The sequence below is a fragment of the Burkholderia sp. AU38729 genome (assembly GCF_020419725.1).
GTDB lineage: Bacteria > Pseudomonadota > Gammaproteobacteria > Burkholderiales > Burkholderiaceae > Burkholderia.
Window position 1 is genome coordinate 77,393 of record NZ_JAIZQO010000002.1, and the last position, 17,577, is coordinate 94,969.

The following is a 17,577-nucleotide window of genomic DNA, read 5'->3' on the forward strand; positions in this document are numbered from 1 at the left end:
GCAACGTGCCGCGGCTCGATCGATCGTCGCGCGTGCCCGTGTCATGCGTCAGCGCCCGGCGGCCGCGTGCCGCGCGACCGGCGCATCGATGTCGTCGGCATACGCCGGCACCGGCATCGTCGTGCGTTGCCGTACCGGCGCGACGCGGTGTTCGCTCGTCTGGATGAAGATGCGGTAGCCGACGGCATACATCGTGCGCAGGTAGACGCCGTGCTCGCCGTTCAGGCTGAGCTTCTTGCGCAGCTTGTAGATGTGCTGTTCGAGCGAGCGGCTGACGACGTCCTCCGGGCTGCCCCACACCGTCCGTGCGATCTCGCCGCGGGCGACGTACTTGTCGAACTGCGAGAACAGCATCCACGCGATCGCGAACTCGCGCGACGTGAGCCGGATCACGTCGCCGGCCACGCTGACCGCCGACGCGTGGCGATCCAGCCGGTACGGGCCGCACGTCAAGCGTTCGCGGTCCACGCTGCTGCGCGTGCACTGGAGCCGGCGGCTGGTCAGGCGCAGACGCAGCAACAGTTCCGGCAGGCTGATCGGCGCGAGCACGATCTCGTCCGTTTCGTAATCCAGCAGGTCCACGGCGTCCATGCTGTCGCCCGGCGAGCAGATCAGGATCAGCGGCGCGCGCTGGACGCCGTGGCACGCGCGATGGACGAGCACGGGATGCTGCGGATCGATGCCCCGCTCCATGCTGATCAGGATCGCATCGAACTCGCGACGCGTGAGCGCGCGGGCGAAGGTCGTTTCGTCGTCGAACCGGTCGACGGCGATGCCGTTCGCGGCGAGATGGCTGCAGATTGCATCGCGCCGCGTCATGTCTTTGGAGAAAACCGCAAGATTCATTATCAGCTCGTTCCCTGTATGAGCAGGCAGGAAAGGCGTCGTCCATGCCGGCCGGCGGGCGGCTTCATGCGAGGAGCGATGTCATGGTTCCGACTGCGGCAACTGGATGCTCCGGCGACGGCGACGGGCTGCATCGTCGAAGGCGGATGCGATGAATGCTACATACGACCCCGGGCAAGGGAGCCGGATCGGTAAGCGGAGAATGTCAGGCGAAATCAGCGGAATACGCCGCAGCTATACGCAAATGGCGTCACCTGAAAAATAGCCACGTGGGAAACATTGGTATTGATTTTCAATGCCATTCCCATCATTGAATTCGCTTGAATTCGTTTAGCTTAATCGGTAAACAAATCAATGAAAAATGAGTTGATCGTGTCGCGCAAATTGTTATGCGGACCCCAGGAAAACCGCAATGCGATGAGATTATGCTGCATCCGGCAAACTTTCGTATTGCGCTTATCTGTAACGAATTGTCAATGAGGCTTCCCTTGCTTATTTCGCCTTGATTTGTTTATCTTGATGTGTAAACAAATTAATATCGACCGATTGCGCTGGCGACAATCTTTTATGTCGATTCGATTAAATCCGCAATGATTCCATTGTGTCGATTTATGCCGATTTTTCATGAAGTGCGCCTTCCATTCATCGCGCGTCGATTGATGGTATCGGTTCACCCGTTTCAAGGCACGACCGCTTCCGGTTGTGCGAGGTCGCGGTTCATCGCCGCCAGGTAGCGGCCGTCGAGGAACCGGCACTCGTGTTTCAGCATGCCGTAGAGGATGAAGTCGGTCCGGTCGGACGCCCCCTCGCGAATCACCCCTTCGCGCCGGAAGCCGAGATTTTCGTCGAGCCGCTGCGCGGCCGGGTTGTCGGCGCGGACGTAGCCGCTGATCCGGTTGCAGCGCAACAGGATGAACGGGAAGCGGAACGCCGCGCAGACGAATCCGGGCGTGATGACGTGCGGCGAGCCGGCCACCGCGAAATGCATCGCCACGTTGGGGCCGTTGTAGGCCTGATACACGACGCCGGCCACGAGTCGGCCATCTTTCTCGAGGCCGATCGCGTCGTCGTAGTTGGGGTAACGCGCTTCCCCCGTCAAGGACGCCACGAACTGCATCACGTCCTCGCTTCGATCCAGAATGAGCCGTCTCATGCCAATTGCGAGTGCCATGCGGCGAGGCGCGTCGCGCCCGCCGCGTCGTCCGTCGTATCCGGGCCGGCGGATTGCCGCTGCCGGTCCGGCCGTGCCCGCTGCGTCAGACGGTGACCGTCTGCCCTTGCGGATCCACCGGTCCCAGCCCCAACTGGCTGAGTTTTTCGACTTCCTTGCCGGTCGCCGCATCCTGCGCTTCGCCCTGGCTGCCGCGCAGGTCGCCCGCCGACACGCTGACATCGGACGCGTCGATCGTTTCGCGGCCCTGCGGCTGATGCTTGCCGTTCGTCGAGCCGGTGTTCAGGATCTCGGCTGCGGTGCTCTTGCCGCTGTCGAACGTGACCGAGCCGTCCGCGTTCTGCTTGCCGATGCTCTTGCCGCTCTTGTCGTAGATATTGCCCTGATCGTCCATCTGCACCTGCACCGTGCCCTTGTCGGTGCTCAGCTTCACGTTGTGCAGCCCCTGGCCGGCCTGTCCGGAGCCGCTCAGGCCGACCGGTAGCCCGCCGTTCGCATACGGCGAGTTGCCCGATGGCGGCACGCTGCCGTTCGGCGACGCGCCGTCGCCGAGCGTGATCGTGATGGTCTGGCCGCCGGTCGGCGCATTGCCCATGCCGAAGTTGGCGTTCTGGCCGCCACCGGGCACGCTGTTGCCGCCGTTGTTTTGCGGGTAGCTCACCGGGATCGTCGAACCGGCGTCCGGGCTGCCGTTTCCGTTGCCGTTCGGGCCGCGGAGATCGCCCGCCGACACGCTGACGTCGGACGCATCCATCGTTTCACGGCCTTGCGGCTGGTGCTTGCCGTTCGCCGAGCCGGTATTCAGGATTTCGGCCTCGGGGCTCTTGCCGCTGTCGAAGGTGAACGAGCCGTCCGGGTTCTGCTTGCCGATGCTCTTGCCGCTCTTGTCGTAGAGGTTGCCCTGGCTGTCCATCTGCACCTGCACGGTACCCTTGTCCGAGCTCAGCTTGACGTTGTGCAGCCCCTGGCCCGCGCCACCGAGGCCGTTCACGCCATTGTTACCGCCGGCCGGCGGCTTCAGGAGCGCGGCCAGCGAACCGGCGTCCAGCGTGAGGTTCACCGGCTGATTCGCCGACGATGCACCATTGGCGCCTGAATTGCCGAAGTCGGTCGGCGTGGTCGTCGACGGACTGACGGTAATCGTGATATTCGCGGCCATATCGGACACTCCTGTCTTTGATTGGAAGTATTTACCCGGCTTGCATTTCGTGCGGTCAATATAGGTGAGTGGATGACCCGACACGGGAACCGGCACGTATCGACGCGCATAAATACGAAGCGAAATATCGATTGCAACGCGTCATAATTACCTGACTCAAAATCGCGATCATGAAAAATTGACCGCTCCCTCTGCAATTGCCGGCTTCTTCGCCGATCGCCGGCGATTGCCGCGCCGCTAGCGCCGCCCCATCGCTGAACCGAGTGCCGATTCGAGACGGTCGGTTGGCGACTGCGCCATCAGCCTGACGATCGGATCGGGATCGTCCTTCATCTGCTTGGCCTGATCCTCGTCGAGCGGCTTCTGCGCGACACCGCCGGCCGCGGTCCGCAGGTGGGCGATCGCCTCCATCTTCGACATCCCGAGATCGCGCATCAGTTGCAATGCCGATGCGATGTCGCTGCCGCCGTCGGCTCGCCGGTCGTCGTCGACCGCCTTGCGATAGAACGCCTTCAACTCCTTGTGACGCACGCCGCCGCTCGCCTGCAGATAGGCGGGCGCCAGCGACTGGCGGCCGTGGCTTTCCTCCAGCATGCCGACCACGCGCGCGGCCGCATGCTTCTTCACGAGGTCGACTTCCTGCTTCTTGTTGTCGGTCGACTTGTTCTCGTCGAACAGGTCGAACTTGAGCGGCAGGAAGCGCCCGATGCGCTGCTGGTTGACGGTGTCGCGAATGCCGTCCCAATCGCCCTTTTCCGTCGCGCCCGGCTCGCCGTCGAACTGTTTCTCCAGCCGGTTGCGCATCGCGCCATCGGCGATGGCCGCCATCTTCTTGTCGCGGTAGTGCTGCTTGAGCGAGTGGGCGGCCTTGCGGTTGTCGAGCAGGTCGCGCCCCGACAGGATCGCGCCGCCTGCGATCGCCGCCGGCGCGGCGCCATGCGTGCCGACCGCGAGACCGACGCCGGCCCCGATCCCCACGGCCGACATGGTCGTCTTGATCGCTGACCGGACCACGCGGTTCTTGCCCTGGACCTCGGCGATGTAGCGCCCGGTCAGCACGTCGAGCATCTTCTCCCGCTGGGGGCCCTCGGGCTGATTCAGGATCGCCACCTTGAGATCGTAGCGGGACTGGAAGTCGGTCTTTCCCGCGACTTCCGACAACGGCACCTCGTGGCCGCCCGTCGCGACCTTCGGCTCGTCGGCGGAAGCCGGCCAGTTCCCCAACTGCTTCTGGTAGCGGCTCTTGCGCAGCGCGGACGAGCCCAGCTCCTGCGCCGCGTAGACCGTATTCACGCCTTCGTGCGCCAGGGCCAGCGCGGACGCCGGCGAGGCGGTCAGATGCGCCTTCGTCAGCCCCTGCACGATCCCGCCTTCCGGTTTCGTCCTGTTCAGCAGTTGGGGAAGCGCGTTCTCGTTGTCGACCTTGATCCATCGCCCGAATCTGCGTAGCGCCTTCGCGCCGACGGAGGCGTTCGGCACGAGCTGGCCCAGTGCTTCGCCATGCGGGCGCGGCGCGGCTTCCTTCTTGCCGGTGTTCGTCGTTCCGTCCGTCTTTTTGGGTGGGTCGTCGGCGCGCTTGCCCGTGGCCAGGTCGGCCGGCGGCGGGGTCGTGACGGTCGGGGTCGGCGACGCCGGCTTCGGTTTCGTCGCGTCGATCCCGCTGCCGGCTGCCTTGCCCGGTGTACTGGTAATCGCCTCGAAGTGCCCGTGCTGGTCCCAGACGACGACACGGTGCGTCGGCACCTGTCCCGCGCGATGCTGGCTGCCGTGAAACTGGCCGAGCGTCGTGACCGGATGCGTGTCGTCGACCCCCGCCTGCACGACACCGACCTGCATGTCGACCCCGAACTTCTCGTTCACGAGCGAGACGAGTGCCGCGCCGTGTCCGCCTTCGTTGGTGTCCAGCAGCAGCATCCTGCCTCTCTCGTCCGGGTGCTGCGCGTCGAAGCCGGCGCGGATCTCGCTCACCGCCTGGTCCAGCGCCGGACCGTCGAGGTCCGGCCTCGCGCACTGCACGAGCGCGTAAATCGAGCAGTTGTTGTCGCGGCCGCTGTTGCGGATCGGCTGCATGTCCTGACCGGCCAGCGACCGCTCGAAGCGCTCGTTGGACGCGCGAGTCGCGTCGAGTTGTGCGTTGCGCGCTGCCTGCGGCACATCGGCGACCACCGGCGTGTGCTTGTCCTTGCCGGAAGGCGGTTTGACGGACGGCGGCGTGACGGCCGGCGTGTCGACGCCGGCGGCTTCGCCGAAATACGTGTCGAATACGCGACCGAGACGCGCCACATGGTCGCCCGTTGCGGACGGATCCGCGGTCTCGGGCGTCTTGGCGGCCTTCGCGACCGGTGTCGTCCCGGTCTCCGTCTCGTGCAGTGTGGCCGCGACGACGGCCGGCACATGCCGGGGCTCGGACGGTTCGACCTCGCTCGTCTTGTCGGTGATCGATGCGGGCCGGCTTTTCGATTTCAGCGAAGCGAGCGACGTGTTCGAGCGTAGCGACGGCGATTTCCTGACGGTGAAGCCCGTCGCGCGCTCGCGGCCCGGCAGCGCGCCGGGCCGCGCGACGCCATCCAGCGCCTTCAGCGTTTCCGCGCCCCAGTCGGACGGCGATTCCCGCGGCGTCTCCGCCGACTTCCTGGGCGAGCGCGTATCCAGCCCGGCAAGCTGCGGTGGCGGCGTCGCGACCGGAGGAGCCTTCTGCTTCGCCTTGCGTTCGCCGGACGTCGTCGAGGGCTCGGGCTGCCGCCGCTCGAGCACGGCATTGCTGATCTTTCGGAACATGGGGATCTCGCGGCAGGATCGTATTGCGCGCTACGTTGGCATAGTGCGGGCGCGGATCCGGCAGCGATACGAAGCGAGCGCCACTTTCGCGAAGGCCGTTCAGGCTCGTCCGCGCACGGATGCCGACAGCGGCGCTGCGCGTTGCGCGGTGAATGCGAAAAGACGTTCGGGGATCCGAATGCGTCACGGTTTCAGGCATGACGCATCCACTACACTCGATTCGACCTGTCCGGCGACCGTCGCATCTTCCCCGGAACACCGTTGCCTGACCGGGGCCGCCGGCGTCCTCCCGATTCTCCCTGGAGCATTTCCACCATGAAAATTTCGTCTGCCCGCAACGGTGCCGTTTCCGAACACACGCAGGACAGCCCGATCGAGCCTTCCGCGGGAAAGCCGCGGGCGCCTGCAGCATCGTTGGGAAAGCTATCCGACTTGTCGTCGATGGCGCGCCCGAAGCGCGGCGCAGGTGCAACGGGTGCCACGATGGGCGCGGACAACGGCACGACGCCGTTTCACGCCGGCACGCAGAACGATTGCGGCCTGCATACCATCGCGTCCCTCACCGGCTGGTCCGAACCCACCGTGGTGCAGAAGCTCGGGCTGTCGGAGCAGGACGTGAAAGACATCAGCGCGCACGGCATGCAGCCCGATACGGTGACCGCCGCGTTCAAGCACATCAACAACGGCAACGTCGAGCATCGTCAGGGCACCGCCGACGATCTCGTCAAGGGGCTCGCGCAATTCCCCGAAGGTCACCAGTTCGCGCTCGGCATGCAACGCGATTCGGGCATCGGTCACCTGGTGTCCGCGAAACGGGTCGGCGACCGTCTCGACATCACCGACCGTCAAATCAACCAGACCACATCGGTCCGCAACGAGCAGGAGCTTCAGCAATACCTGCAGCAACAGGGTGCATCGAAAATCCACACCTGGTACGACAAGTAAGCCGCGTACCGGCAACCGGTTCCCTGCCCGATCCGGTCGGGCAGCGCCGGCGAGCAGATCGGCGCGTTGACGGCGACGCGCCTGACACACGGCAACACCGTTGCGCGTGGCCGTTCCCGCGATTGCACCGCTGTCACCGATCTGCCACCGTCGACCGGTAGCGTTCGGGGCTGACCCACGCTATCGACAGACGGATTCGCCATGCAGCGCACGTCGCGCGCCACGCCCCACGTCTATGCGGCCACGTCCCGCGCCCTCGCCGTCAGCCTCGCGATCAACCTGCTGCTGCTCACTGTCGAGACGGTCGCGGCGTGGTCCGCGCATTCGTCGGGGTTGCTCGCGGACGTCGCCCACGCGGCGATCGATCTCGCCGCCGATGCGCTGATTCTCGTCGCGTGCCGGCTCGACGCGCGCCTGCCGCCGGCGCGGCGCCCGACCTACGAACCGCTCGCGCTCGCGGGCCTCGGCGCGTTGCTCGTTGCGACCGGCGCGCAGATGATCTGGCACGCGGCAAACCGTTTTGCCACGCCGCCCGTCGTGCAGCCGGGCGCGACGGCGCTCGCGCTCGTCGCGCTCACGCTCGTCGGCAAGGCCGGGCTGTCGCACTGGATGCTGCGCAAGGCGCGCGAGACCGGCTCCGCGCTGCTCGAGGCGAGCGGCTGGCATGTGCGGACCGATGCGCTGTCGTCGCTGCTGGCGGCGCTCGCGATGAGCGCGGCATGGGTCGGTTTCGGTCGTCTCGACGATCTGGCCGCGCTGGCGATCGGCGCACTCGTGATCCGCACGGGTGTGGGTTTCATCCGGCGCGGCTGTGTACAGTGGCCGGCGCTGTCGGCATGGGCCGATCGGTCGACGCGCGGCTCGTGAACGCAGCGGGCATCGCCCTGCATTAGCCGCTATCGGCGATGAATGGAGAAGAGGCTCGCGCGGTGCGAGCCTCTTTTGCATGACGTCGCCGCCCGCATCGTGCCATACGCGACACGTCGCCCCCTGTCGATGTATCGCCAGACGAATGCGGCCGGTTCCGATGGATCGACCTTGATGGTCGCTTACCCGAGCGGCACGACACTCCCGAGCAGAATCCGCACGAGCGTCGCCTGGCGCGTGACTCCTGTCTTCGAGAAGATCGCGCGCAGGTGCGTACGCGCCGTGTTCTTGCTGATCCCCGATTCCTCCGCGGCTTCCTCGAGCGTCAACCCGTTCGTCAGCAGCAGCGCGAGCGACGTCTCGGCGGGCGTCAGGTCGAACAGCTTGCGGATGATTTCCTGCGCGCCCTGCGGCTTGCGGTCGGGGTCGCGCAGGAACAGCGTGACGGCCGGCCGCCGCTTGTTGTCCTCCGACCAGTCGGACAGCAGCACCGTGCGCACCAGCAGCCCGAGGCGCGGCTTGTCGAAGCTGCGCGTGATCGGCATCGCCTCGACGGTCGCCGCGGCCGTGCCGTGGTGCCCCATCACCGCATGGCGGATCAGCCGTTTCAGCGTGCGGTTCTCCTGCGCATCGGTCGCCTCGATCGTGCCGCGCGCAATCGTCAGACCGTTGTTCTGCTTGAGGATCTCGTCGGCCACGCTGTTCAGGTCGATGATCGTGCCGTTCTCGTCGAGCGTGATCGTGCCGATCTGCATCCGGTTGATCGCATTCGCATAGATCGAGCGTTCGACCTCGGCCGTGTCGAGCCGCGAATGCAATTCCACCGCGCGTTTCAGGTGCGGCAGCAGCAGCGCGCAGATCGCCTTGTCGCGCGCGGAAAACTGCTTCGACGCATGGTTGCGGCACACGCGGAAGCGGCACTCGACGCCCGACGCCGTGCGCAGGTCGGCGCCGAGGATATAACGCACGTCCTGCGGCTTCAGGAACTGCTTGTACAGCTCGCTCGACAACCAGCCCGTGTCGCCGAACACGTCGTCGACCGTGACCACGCGATCGGCCGGCAGGCCGACGAACGGGTCGAGCGAATAGTAGTAGTTGTTGTACGACGCCTCGCCGTCGCCCGGCACCACTGGGCCGAATTCCGACGCGTGCACGGACAGCGGCGCGCGGCGGTCGCTGGCGGCCGCGCGCAGGATCAGCGTCACGTAGTTCGCCTGCAGCCAACGGCGGACCAGTTCGAGCGCGCCGGCCCATGGCGGCGTCTCCAGCGGCCCCTGGTAGATGCGCGCCATCAGTTCGCTGAAATCCGCGACGCCGATGTCGGCCTCGTCACTGGTTGCCTGGCTCTCTTGCGGAGCCCATCTCGTCTCCATCAGCACGCTCCATCCTCCATACGGCATGTTTCCGGCGCGACCCAACCGCGCCGCCATGATTAAGACGCGTCTAAATTCCGGCGTCATCGGGAGATTCACTGAATGGTGAGAATTGGCCATCCGTGCGAACGAACCATCGTCCGATCGGATGATGTGGCGCCCTGCCCGCTGCGCTGGAATGCCCGTCAGGCCGTGCCGGCAAGCGTCCGGCGCGGACTCAGGGAAAACCGCGACACGGGTTTACCTGATTCAAAACGCATCCGATTCAGACAGGAGTCCCCATGCCGCTCGACCCACAGGCGCAGGCGCTGCTCGCCGCGTTTGCCCAGGCACCCGCGATCGATTTCGCGCAGCTGACCGTTCCCGCGTATCGCGCAAGCCTTGCCGCCGGCGGCGCGTTCGCCCCGGGCGATGCCGTCGCCGCCGAGGAGGACTGGCGGATTCCGCTGTCGGGCCGTCAGTTGTCCGCACGGCTGTATCGGCCCGCCACTGATGGGCCGTTGCCGCTGACCGTGTTCTTCCACGGCGGCGGCTTCGTGTCGTGCGGGATCGATACGCATGCGAACCTGTGCCGCAGCCTTGCCACCCGGGCGCGCACGCTCGTGCTGTCGGTCGACTACCGGCTTGCGCCCGAGGCACGCTTCCCGGCGGCCGCGCACGACGCATGCGACGCGGTGCGCTGGGCCGCCGCCAGTGCGCGCGATCTCGGCGCGCGCGCCGGGGCGATCGCCGTGGCCGGCGACAGCGCCGGCGGCAATCTCGCGGCGGTCGCCGCGCTGCAGTTGCGCGGCTCGGGCATCGCGATCGCGCACCAGTTGCTGCTGTATCCGGTCGTCGATTGCGCGACCGAGCATCCGTCGTACGAAACGCTCGGCAACGGCTATTTCCTGACGGCGGACGCGATGCGCTGGTTCAAGCACCACTATTTCGACGACGGCGCCGATCGCGCGTCGCCGCTCGCGAGCCCGCTCGCCGCGCCGGACGTCGCCGGCGTGGCGCCGGCGACGATCGTCAGCGCCGAATTCGATCCGCTGCGCGACGAGGCCGAAGCGTATGCGCTGCGCCTCGCGCAGGCCGGCACACCGGTGGCGCTCGTGCGCTGGCCGGGCCAGCTTCATGGTTTCGCGAGCATGCTCGGCGCGATCGATGCAGCCGACCGCGTGCTGACCTTCGGCGCCGACGCGCTGCGTCGCGCGTTCGATTTGACGGAGGCACGATGACGCTCGCCGGCACGCTGGAGATCGTCGACGAACTGCGGGCGGGCCGGATGGTCCTGCTCGTCGACGAAGAGGATCGCGAGAACGAAGGCGATCTCGTGATCGCGGCCGATCACGTGACGCCCGACGCGATCAATTTCATGGCGCGCTTCGGGCGCGGGCTGATCTGCCTCACGCTGACCGCCGAGCGCTGCGAGCAGTTGAAGCTGCCGCCGATGGCCGATCACAACGGCACGCCGTTCGGCACCGCGTTCACCGTCAGCATCGAGGCGGCCGACGGCGTGACGACCGGCATTTCGGCGGCCGATCGCGCGCACACGATCCGCGCGGCGGTGCGGGCCGGCGCCCGCCCGGACGATCTCGTGCAGCCCGGCCACGTGTTCCCGATCGCCGCGCGCCCCGGCGGCGTGCTCGTGCGTGCGGGACACACCGAGGCCGGCTGCGATCTCGCGGCGCTCGCGGGGCTCACGCCCGCGTCGGTGATCTGCGAGGTGATGAACGACGACGGCACGATGGCGCGGCTGCCCGAGCTGAAGGCGTTCGCCGCGCATCACGGGCTGAAGATCGGCACGATCGCCGACCTGATCCATTACCGACGCGAACACGAGTCGCTCGTCGAGCGCATCGGCGAGCGGCCGCTGCATACGCCTTGGGGACGATTCCGCGCGATCGAGTATCGCGATACGGTGCACGGCGCGCCGCATCTCGCGCTCGTGCGCGGCGAGCCCGATCCGTCGACGCCGGTGCTGACGCGCGTGCACGAATGCCATTCGCTGCTCGACCTGCTCGATGCGGAGCCGTCCGCGCACTCGTGGCCGCTGCACGCCGCGCTGCAACGGATCGACGCGGCCGGCTGCGGGGTGGCGGTGCTGCTCGACTGCGACATGCGTGGCGACGCGACGCGGGTGCCGACCGGCCATGCGCGCCGCGACGGACGCGTGACGGGGATCGGCTCGCAGATCCTGCGCGAGCTCGGCGTGCGGCGGCTGAACGTGCTGTCGAGCCCGTTCCGGCTGCCGGCGTTGTCGGGGCATGACCTCGAGATCATGGCGTTCATTCCGCTCGGCGACGACGATCCGGAAAGCGCGCGGAGCGTGCAGGCGAATCCGCTGCGGGCGGCGTGAGGTGTCGACGCGGGATGGCCGGCGGGGTCTTCATTTGACAGTCTATCGTTTGTTTTTATTGAATACAGCCTATCATTTGTATTTTGACAATACATACCATAGGCTGTATTTTCAGATTACAAACGACCGCTTGTCATCCTGCGGAGCGCCCGATGGCTTTTCCTGTCCAGACCCTGACCCAACTGCGTCCGATACTCGTCGGCTTCCGGAAAGCCGCGGGCCTCACGCAGGCGCAATTGGCTGCCCGTCTGGGCGTCACGCAACAATCCTACGCGCAACTCGAGGCCAACCCGTCGGCGGTCAGCATCGAGCGGCTCTTCAAAGTGCTGAACGCGCTCGGCGTTCACATGACGCTCGCACTGGGCAAGCAGGACGTGTCGGCGGCATCGGCCGATCCCGTGCCGGTGCCCGATGCCGCGCCGGCGGTTCGGAAACCGACCTCGAGCAAGCGCAAGCAGGAAACGGCCCGCGGCACCACGCCCGCCAAGAATCCAGCCAAACCTGCAACCGGCGCCAAGCGCAAGCGGCCCACTGACGCAGCACCCGGCAAGCCCCGGGTTTCGAAGCGGGAGGACTGGTGACGATGGCCACGCGTGGCCGCCACGACCGGCTCGACCTGTGGATGAACGGCATTCCGGTCGGCTACTGGGAAGTCCGGCGCGGCATCGAGCGCCTCGTCTACCTGCCTGAATGGCTCGACGATCCACAGGGGCGGCCGCTGTCGCTGTCGTTGCCCTTCACGCCCGGCAACCAGCCGCACCGGGGCGCGATCGTCGCCGATTACTTCGACAACCTGCTGCCGGACAGCGAGCCGATCCGCCGTCGCATCGCGCAGCGTTACCGGCTCCGCTCGACGGCGCCGTTCGAGCTGCTCGCGTCGATCGGCCGCGATTGCGTCGGCGCGATCCAGATGCTGCCGCCCGGTGAGACGCCCGTCGATCTCGAGGCGATCGACGGCATGACGCTTGACGACGCGGACGTCGCCGACGTGCTGCGCCACGCGACCGCCACGCCGCTGCCCGGCCGCGCGGAGCTGGAAAGCGACCTGCGCCTGTCGATTGCCGGCGCGCAGGAAAAGACCGCGTTGCTGCGTCAGGGAAACCGCTGGCTGCGGCCATTGGGCAGCACGCCGACGACGCACATCTTCAAGCTGCCGCTCGGACGCGTCGGGAACATGCAGGCCGACATGCGGACGTCCGTCGAAAACGAATGGCTATGCTCGACGCTCGTCGCCGCGTACGGCCTGCCGGTCGCACCGTGCGAGATCGGCCGGTTCGACGACCAGAAAGCGCTGATCGTCGAGCGCTTCGACCGGCGTCCATCGCGCGACCGCACGTGGATCCTGCGATTGCCGCAGGAGGACATGTGCCAGGCGACCGGCACGCCCGCAGGCGCGAAATACGAATCCGACGGCGGCCCCGGCATCGAGACGATCATGGGCATCCTCGCGAATTCGGCCGACGCTGCGCGCGACCGGATGAATTTCTTCGTCGCGCAGCTCGTGTTCTGGGTGCTGGCGGCGATCGATGGCCACGCGAAGAACTTCAGCATCGCGCATTTGCCCGGCAACACCTACCGCAGCACGCCGCTGTACGACGTCCTGTCCGCGCATCCGATCATCGGCACGCGCCGCAACCAGCTTCCGCCGCGCCGCGCCCGGCTCGCGATGGCCGTGTGCGGGAATAACCGGCACTACGTGATCGGCGAGATCCAGCCGCGCCACTGGATCGCGCAGGGCCGGCGTGTCGGCCTGACCGAAGACGACGTGCACGCCGCGATGGCAGCCGTCGTCGCGCGCACGGAACCCGCGATCACCGAGGCTGCAGCGCAGATCCCGGCGGCGTTTCCGGCGGACGTGGCGGATGCGATCTTCGAGGGCATGCGACGGCAGGCCCGCAAGCTGGACGCGGCCGGGTAGCCTCGGCCGTCGCCCGCGGCGATACGCTACGCGCCGGCGGCGAAGCGCCGGCAATGCTCCAGATACCCCGCTTCATGGCTGCTCACGAGCTGGACGATGCTGTTCCACAGCCACATCGGGGCATCGATCGTCTTCGCGCGGTTGCGGCCGAGTTCGGTGCGCCACGCCGCGCGTGTCGGCTTGTCCATCTGGCGCGCGTGGGCCACGCCGACCACCGCACCGAGATAGCGCGCGACGTCACGCGCATCGTCCTCGGCGAGCAGATCGATGTCGAGCTTCAGGTCCTGCGGCAGCAGTTCGCGGATCACGACCGCGCGATCGAGCAGGCGGGCAGCCAGCATCCGCTCGCCGAGGGCCGGCGACAGATGCCGTGCGCCTTCCACGACGCGCTCGGCGTTGTCGCGCGGCATCGCGGCCGTTTCGTCGCGCGGTGCAGCGGCCGCCACGCCCTCCTTGATGTCCATCAGACACAGGTCGTCGCCGTCGCTCACGTCGCCGTCGATGTCGAGCAGCACCGCGTAGCGCAGCCGTCCCAGCGAACTGCAGCCCTTCACCCAGTACGCCGCGTCGAGCACGTCGACCTTGCCCCCGTCCTTGCGGCCCTTGAGGCTCGTCGCGAGTGACGCGATCGCATCGTCGCCGAAGAGCTTGCCGATCGCACGGGATTCCTTCGCACTCAGCGGCCAGAAGCGACGGCCAAGCGGAATCGTCGGCGCGAGCCCTTCGATCCGTTCGACCGCGAGTTGCCGCCACGAGCGGCGCATGGCCTGCTTCATCACGAGGTGCACGGGTTCGGGGCGTTCGGGCAGCTTCGCGTGGCGGCTGCCGAATGCCGACGTATAACCCGCCGTCATCGCCTCCATCATGTGCACGATCGTCAGGCCCGCCAGTGCGGACCCGCGCGCGGCCGTCGCCAGCGAAAGCCCGAGGCGGATCAGGTCGTGAACGGGATTGCCGATGACCGTCTGGTCGAGATCCCGGATCTGCACGTCGACCTTCCCTTCGCTGTTCGCGACCGGGCCGAGATTGCCGGTATGGCAGTCGCCGCAGATCCAGATCGACGGCCCGTGCGGCAGTGCGCTGCCGTTGGTTTCGACGAGCCATTCGTAGAAACGCGCCGTATTGCCGCGCACGTACGCGTGGGGTGAACGCGCCATCTTCCGACGGCGCTGTTCGGTGAGGATCGCCTGGCGCCCGGCGGGTTTCGGCATGCGAGTCTGCTTTTGTTTCTGCTTCGGCTGTGACTGGCTGCTCATTCGGTTCTCCGGATGTTCCTGTCGTGTGTGCGGCATGCCGCTTCGTCACGATGCCATTGATCGATGCCATTCTGCAAACCGGCAGCGTCGCCAAAGTCCGAACCCCCGGCCTGCCGTCTCATGCTTCATTCGGCCGGATCGGGGCCATCCACCTGGACGATGCGCGCCGGTGCGGGTTGCGCACAATGACCGTCGAACCCATTCCCGACGTCTTCCCGACATGGAACCCACCGAACTGTCTCCCGCGTTCAGCCCGCTGCAGATCGGCCCGCTGACGCTGCGCAACCGCCTGATCAAGTCCGCCACCAACGAGGGCATGACGCCGAACGGCGTGCCGTCGCGCGCGCTCGTCCGCTTTCACGAACGCATCGCCGAAGGCGGCGCCGCGCTGACGACCGTCGCGTACTGCGCGATCAGCGACGACGGCCGCACGTTCGTCGACCAGGCGCGGCTCGACGCGCCGACGGTCCGCCAGTTCCGCGCGCTGACCGATGCCGTCCATCGCCACGGCGCCGCCGCATCCGCGCAGATCACGCACGGCGGCTGCTTCACGTTCCTGCCGTCGCTGTCGACCAAGCGGCCATTGAGCGCGTCGGGCGGCTTCAACAAGGTCGGCGTGATGAGCGGCCGCTTCCTGAAGCAGGCGATGACGCGTGACCAGATGTCGATCATCGCCGACGAATTCGCGCAGGCCGCACGCCATGCGCGCGACGCCGGCTTCGACGCAGTCGAGATCCACATGGGGCACGGCTATCTGCTCAGCCAGTTCCTGTCGCCGCTGTACAACCGCCGCCGCGATGCGTATGGCGGCGACGCGGCGCGGCGTGCCGCGTTCCCGGCCGAGGTGCTGCGCCGCGTGCTCGATGCGGTGGGCCGCGACCTCGCCGTCGTCTGCAAGATCGGCGTGACCGAAGGTGTGCGCGGCGGCGGTACGGCCGACGATGCCTGCGAAGTCGCGCGGCGGCTCGAAGCCGAAGGCGCGCATCTGCTCGTGCTCAGCGGCGGGATGAACGTCGAATCGGTGTGGCAGCTGTTCGGCAGCCCGTTGCCCGGCGAGGCCCGCGCGAATGCCGACAACGCGATCGTGCGCGCGGCAATGGCGTTGCAGAAGCTCACCGAGCCGAAGATGGGCGCGTTTCGGGAGATGTATTTCCTCGAGCACTCGAGGAAGGTGCGCGCGGCCGTCAGGATGCCGCTCGCTTACCTCGGCGGCGTGCGTTCACGCGGGAACGTCGAGCGGGCGATGCGCGAAGGGTTCGATGCGGTGGCGCTCGCACGTGCGCTCGTGTTCGAACCGGATTTCGTCAACGGGCTGCGCGACGGCCGGCTCGCGCAGTCGGGCTGCACGTCGTGCAACCGTTGTGTCGTGTCGATGTACACGCCGGGCGGCACCGCGTGCGTGCTGCGCGAGCCGAACGACCCCGCGCCGAACCGCGTGCCGGCCGCAGGCATCTGAGGTTTGACGTGAACGCGTGATGCCCGACGCCTGATGCCTGATGCCTGATGCGGGCGCCGCGGCCGCTCAGCCGGCGTCGCGTGCGCGGGCGAGTGCCGCGAGATTCCCTTCGCCGAACCCGTGGTGCCCCTTGCGCTGCACGATTTCGAAGAAGATCTCGCCGGGCCGGCGCTTGACGAAGGTCTGGAAGAACAGGCGCGGCACGCCGTCGCTGCCGATCTCCCCGTCGACCAGCACCGCGCGGCGGCGCAGCGCATCGAGGTCGACGCCGTGCCCCGGCAGCCGTGCGTCGACGTCGTCGTAATAGCGGGCCGGCGGCTCGACGAATTCGACGCCGTTCGCCCGCAGCGCATCGACGCAGGACAGGATGTCGTCGGTGGCCAGCGCGACGTGCTGCACGCCCTCGCCGGGGTGGTCGGGCAGGTACGCATGCATCAGCTCGGTGCGCCGCGTGCCTTCCTCATAGACCGGAATCCGCACCGCGCCGCACGGCGACACCATCACACGCGATTCCTCCGACACGTGCCAGTGCGCATCGATTTCGTGGATCTCGCGAAAATGCAGCAGGTCGTGGTAGAAATCCAGCCACTCCTGCATGCGCCCTGCGCCGACGGTCTGCGTGAAATGATCGACTTGCTGCAGCCCGACACCCACGCAGTCGAGGTCGGTATGTGCGGTTGCGATGTCGATCGGCCGGAAATCGATGTCGAAGATGGAAATATCGCCGACGCCGCCGCGCTGGCCGTCACGCCCGCGCCAGCGGTCGACGAAATAGAGGTGCGAATCGCCGATGCCCTGGATCGCCGGAATCTTCAGCTCGCCGACGCCGACCTTCTCGCCCTCGAACGCCCACGCGCCGAGTTCGATCGCCCGCTCGAACGCGCGCCGGGCGCTGGCCACGCGCAGCCCGATCGCGCAGACGCCCATCCCGTATTCCTCCGCGTAGCGCGCGGCGAACGAGTCGGGCTCGGCGTTGATCAGGAAGTGCATCTGCCCTTGCCGGTAGAGCGTGACGTTCTTGCTGACGTGGCGTGCGATCGCCTTGAAGCCGAGCTGCTCGAAGCGCTGCGCGAGCGTTTCCGGTACCGGCGCCGCGAACTCGACGAACTCGAGGCCGGCCATCCCGAGCGGATTGGCAGCCGGATCGGCAGCGGGCGGCGTATCGCAGGACAGGGGGTGGGAATTGCCGGGCATTCCAGTCTCCGGGGGCATGCGTCGATGGGGATGGCGCTCGTTGCGTGCGGAAGGCGCGGCCAGGGTGGCGACCGCGCGTCCGCTCCGAACAGGCGAGTTTTCAATGCGCCAATTTTAACCAGTTCGTTCACGGCGGCACACCCTGGCCAAACGGGATATCGTCCCGCCGCCTAGTGCAAACCCGAAAAGCGTTCGATAATCGCACGGACTTGAACGCTAATCGCGCACTCTGTCCGATTGGCCAATTGCCGCCGTGCGGCGCGCGCCCTATTC

14 protein-coding genes are annotated in these 17,577 nt (G+C 67.1%); 7 read left to right on the forward strand and 7 right to left on the reverse strand.

Features of this window, described 5'->3' with window-relative positions; genetic code table 11:
- Positions 1 to 48 precede the first annotated feature (48 nt).
- The 4 genes from LGM56_RS05420 to LGM56_RS05435 all read right to left on the reverse strand — a co-directional run bounded on the left by LGM56_RS05420 (position 49) and on the right by LGM56_RS05435 (position 5,954).
- Entirely contained in the window at positions 49 to 846 is a 798-nt protein-coding gene (locus LGM56_RS05420) for a response regulator transcription factor (protein ID WP_089496970.1), read from the reverse strand.
- Positions 847 to 1,525: 679 nt separating this feature from the next.
- Positions 1,526 to 1,999 carry a GNAT family N-acetyltransferase gene (locus LGM56_RS05425; RefSeq protein WP_046548532.1) on the reverse strand — a complete coding sequence of 158 codons (474 nt, stop codon included), beginning with the start codon at positions 1,997 to 1,999 and terminating at the stop codon, positions 1,526 to 1,528.
- Positions 2,000 to 2,102: 103 nt separating this feature from the next.
- Complete coding sequence (locus tag LGM56_RS05430) at positions 2,103 to 3,176, reverse strand: hypothetical protein (RefSeq protein WP_226203353.1); 1,074 nt, start codon at positions 3,174 to 3,176, stop codon at positions 2,103 to 2,105.
- A gap of 237 nt (positions 3,177 to 3,413) precedes the next feature.
- A complete protein-coding gene (locus LGM56_RS05435; RefSeq protein WP_226203356.1) occupies positions 3,414 to 5,954 on the reverse strand; it encodes a hypothetical protein in 2,541 nt (846 codons plus the stop codon).
- A gap of 414 nt (positions 5,955 to 6,368) precedes the next feature.
- Between LGM56_RS05435 and LGM56_RS05440 the strand changes: the two genes are divergently transcribed.
- Together LGM56_RS05440 and LGM56_RS05445 are read left to right on the forward strand one after the other, a co-directional pair.
- Entirely contained in the window at positions 6,369 to 6,899 is a 531-nt protein-coding gene (locus tag LGM56_RS05440; protein ID WP_144023107.1) for a hypothetical protein, read from the forward strand.
- 201 nt (positions 6,900 to 7,100) lie between these two features.
- Positions 7,101 to 7,766 (forward strand): cation diffusion facilitator family transporter, encoded by a 666-nt coding sequence (locus LGM56_RS05445; RefSeq protein WP_226203358.1) that lies wholly within the window; start codon positions 7,101 to 7,103, stop codon positions 7,764 to 7,766.
- 182 nt (positions 7,767 to 7,948) lie between these two features.
- Here the strand turns inward: LGM56_RS05445 and LGM56_RS05450 are convergent, their stop codons facing one another.
- Positions 7,949 to 9,139 carry a helix-turn-helix transcriptional regulator gene (locus LGM56_RS05450; protein ID WP_069251570.1) on the reverse strand — a complete coding sequence of 397 codons (1,191 nt, stop codon included), beginning with the start codon at positions 9,137 to 9,139 and terminating at the stop codon, positions 7,949 to 7,951.
- 281 nt (positions 9,140 to 9,420) lie between these two features.
- On the opposite strand from LGM56_RS05450, the gene LGM56_RS05455 reads away from it, so the two are divergent.
- The 4 genes from LGM56_RS05455 (at position 9,421) to LGM56_RS05470 (ending at position 13,398) form a co-directional block, all read left to right on the forward strand.
- Positions 9,421 to 10,359 carry an alpha/beta hydrolase gene (locus LGM56_RS05455; protein ID WP_226203360.1) on the forward strand — a complete coding sequence of 313 codons (939 nt, stop codon included), beginning with the start codon at positions 9,421 to 9,423 and terminating at the stop codon, positions 10,357 to 10,359.
- Entirely contained in the window at positions 10,356 to 11,480 is a 1,125-nt protein-coding gene (gene ribBA, locus LGM56_RS05460; protein WP_226203362.1) for a bifunctional 3,4-dihydroxy-2-butanone-4-phosphate synthase/GTP cyclohydrolase II, read from the forward strand. The genes LGM56_RS05455 and ribBA overlap by 4 nt, the downstream gene beginning before the upstream one ends.
- A 152-nt stretch (positions 11,481 to 11,632) precedes the next feature.
- Positions 11,633 to 12,061 (forward strand): helix-turn-helix domain-containing protein, encoded by a 429-nt coding sequence (locus LGM56_RS05465; RefSeq protein WP_226203364.1) that lies wholly within the window; start codon positions 11,633 to 11,635, stop codon positions 12,059 to 12,061.
- A gap of 2 nt (positions 12,062 to 12,063) precedes the next feature.
- Positions 12,064 to 13,398 (forward strand): type II toxin-antitoxin system HipA family toxin, encoded by a 1,335-nt coding sequence (locus tag LGM56_RS05470; protein WP_226203366.1) that lies wholly within the window; start codon positions 12,064 to 12,066, stop codon positions 13,396 to 13,398.
- A 26-nt stretch (positions 13,399 to 13,424) separates the two neighbouring features.
- On the opposite strand, the gene LGM56_RS05475 is transcribed toward LGM56_RS05470, so the two are convergent.
- Positions 13,425 to 14,609 (reverse strand): DUF2252 family protein, encoded by a 1,185-nt coding sequence (locus LGM56_RS05475; protein WP_226203368.1) that lies wholly within the window; start codon positions 14,607 to 14,609, stop codon positions 13,425 to 13,427.
- Positions 14,610 to 14,874: 265 nt separating this feature from the next.
- On the opposite strand from LGM56_RS05475, the gene LGM56_RS05480 reads away from it, so the two are divergent.
- Positions 14,875 to 16,110, forward strand: a complete 1,236-nt coding sequence (locus LGM56_RS05480) for an NADH:flavin oxidoreductase (RefSeq protein ID WP_089496980.1) — start codon at positions 14,875 to 14,877, stop codon at positions 16,108 to 16,110.
- Positions 16,111 to 16,176: 66 nt separating this feature from the next.
- On the opposite strand, the gene LGM56_RS05485 is transcribed toward LGM56_RS05480, so the two are convergent.
- Positions 16,177 to 17,304, reverse strand: a complete 1,128-nt coding sequence (locus LGM56_RS05485; RefSeq protein WP_226203370.1) for a 4-hydroxyphenylpyruvate dioxygenase family protein — start codon at positions 17,302 to 17,304, stop codon at positions 16,177 to 16,179.
- Positions 17,305 to 17,577 lie beyond the last annotated feature (273 nt).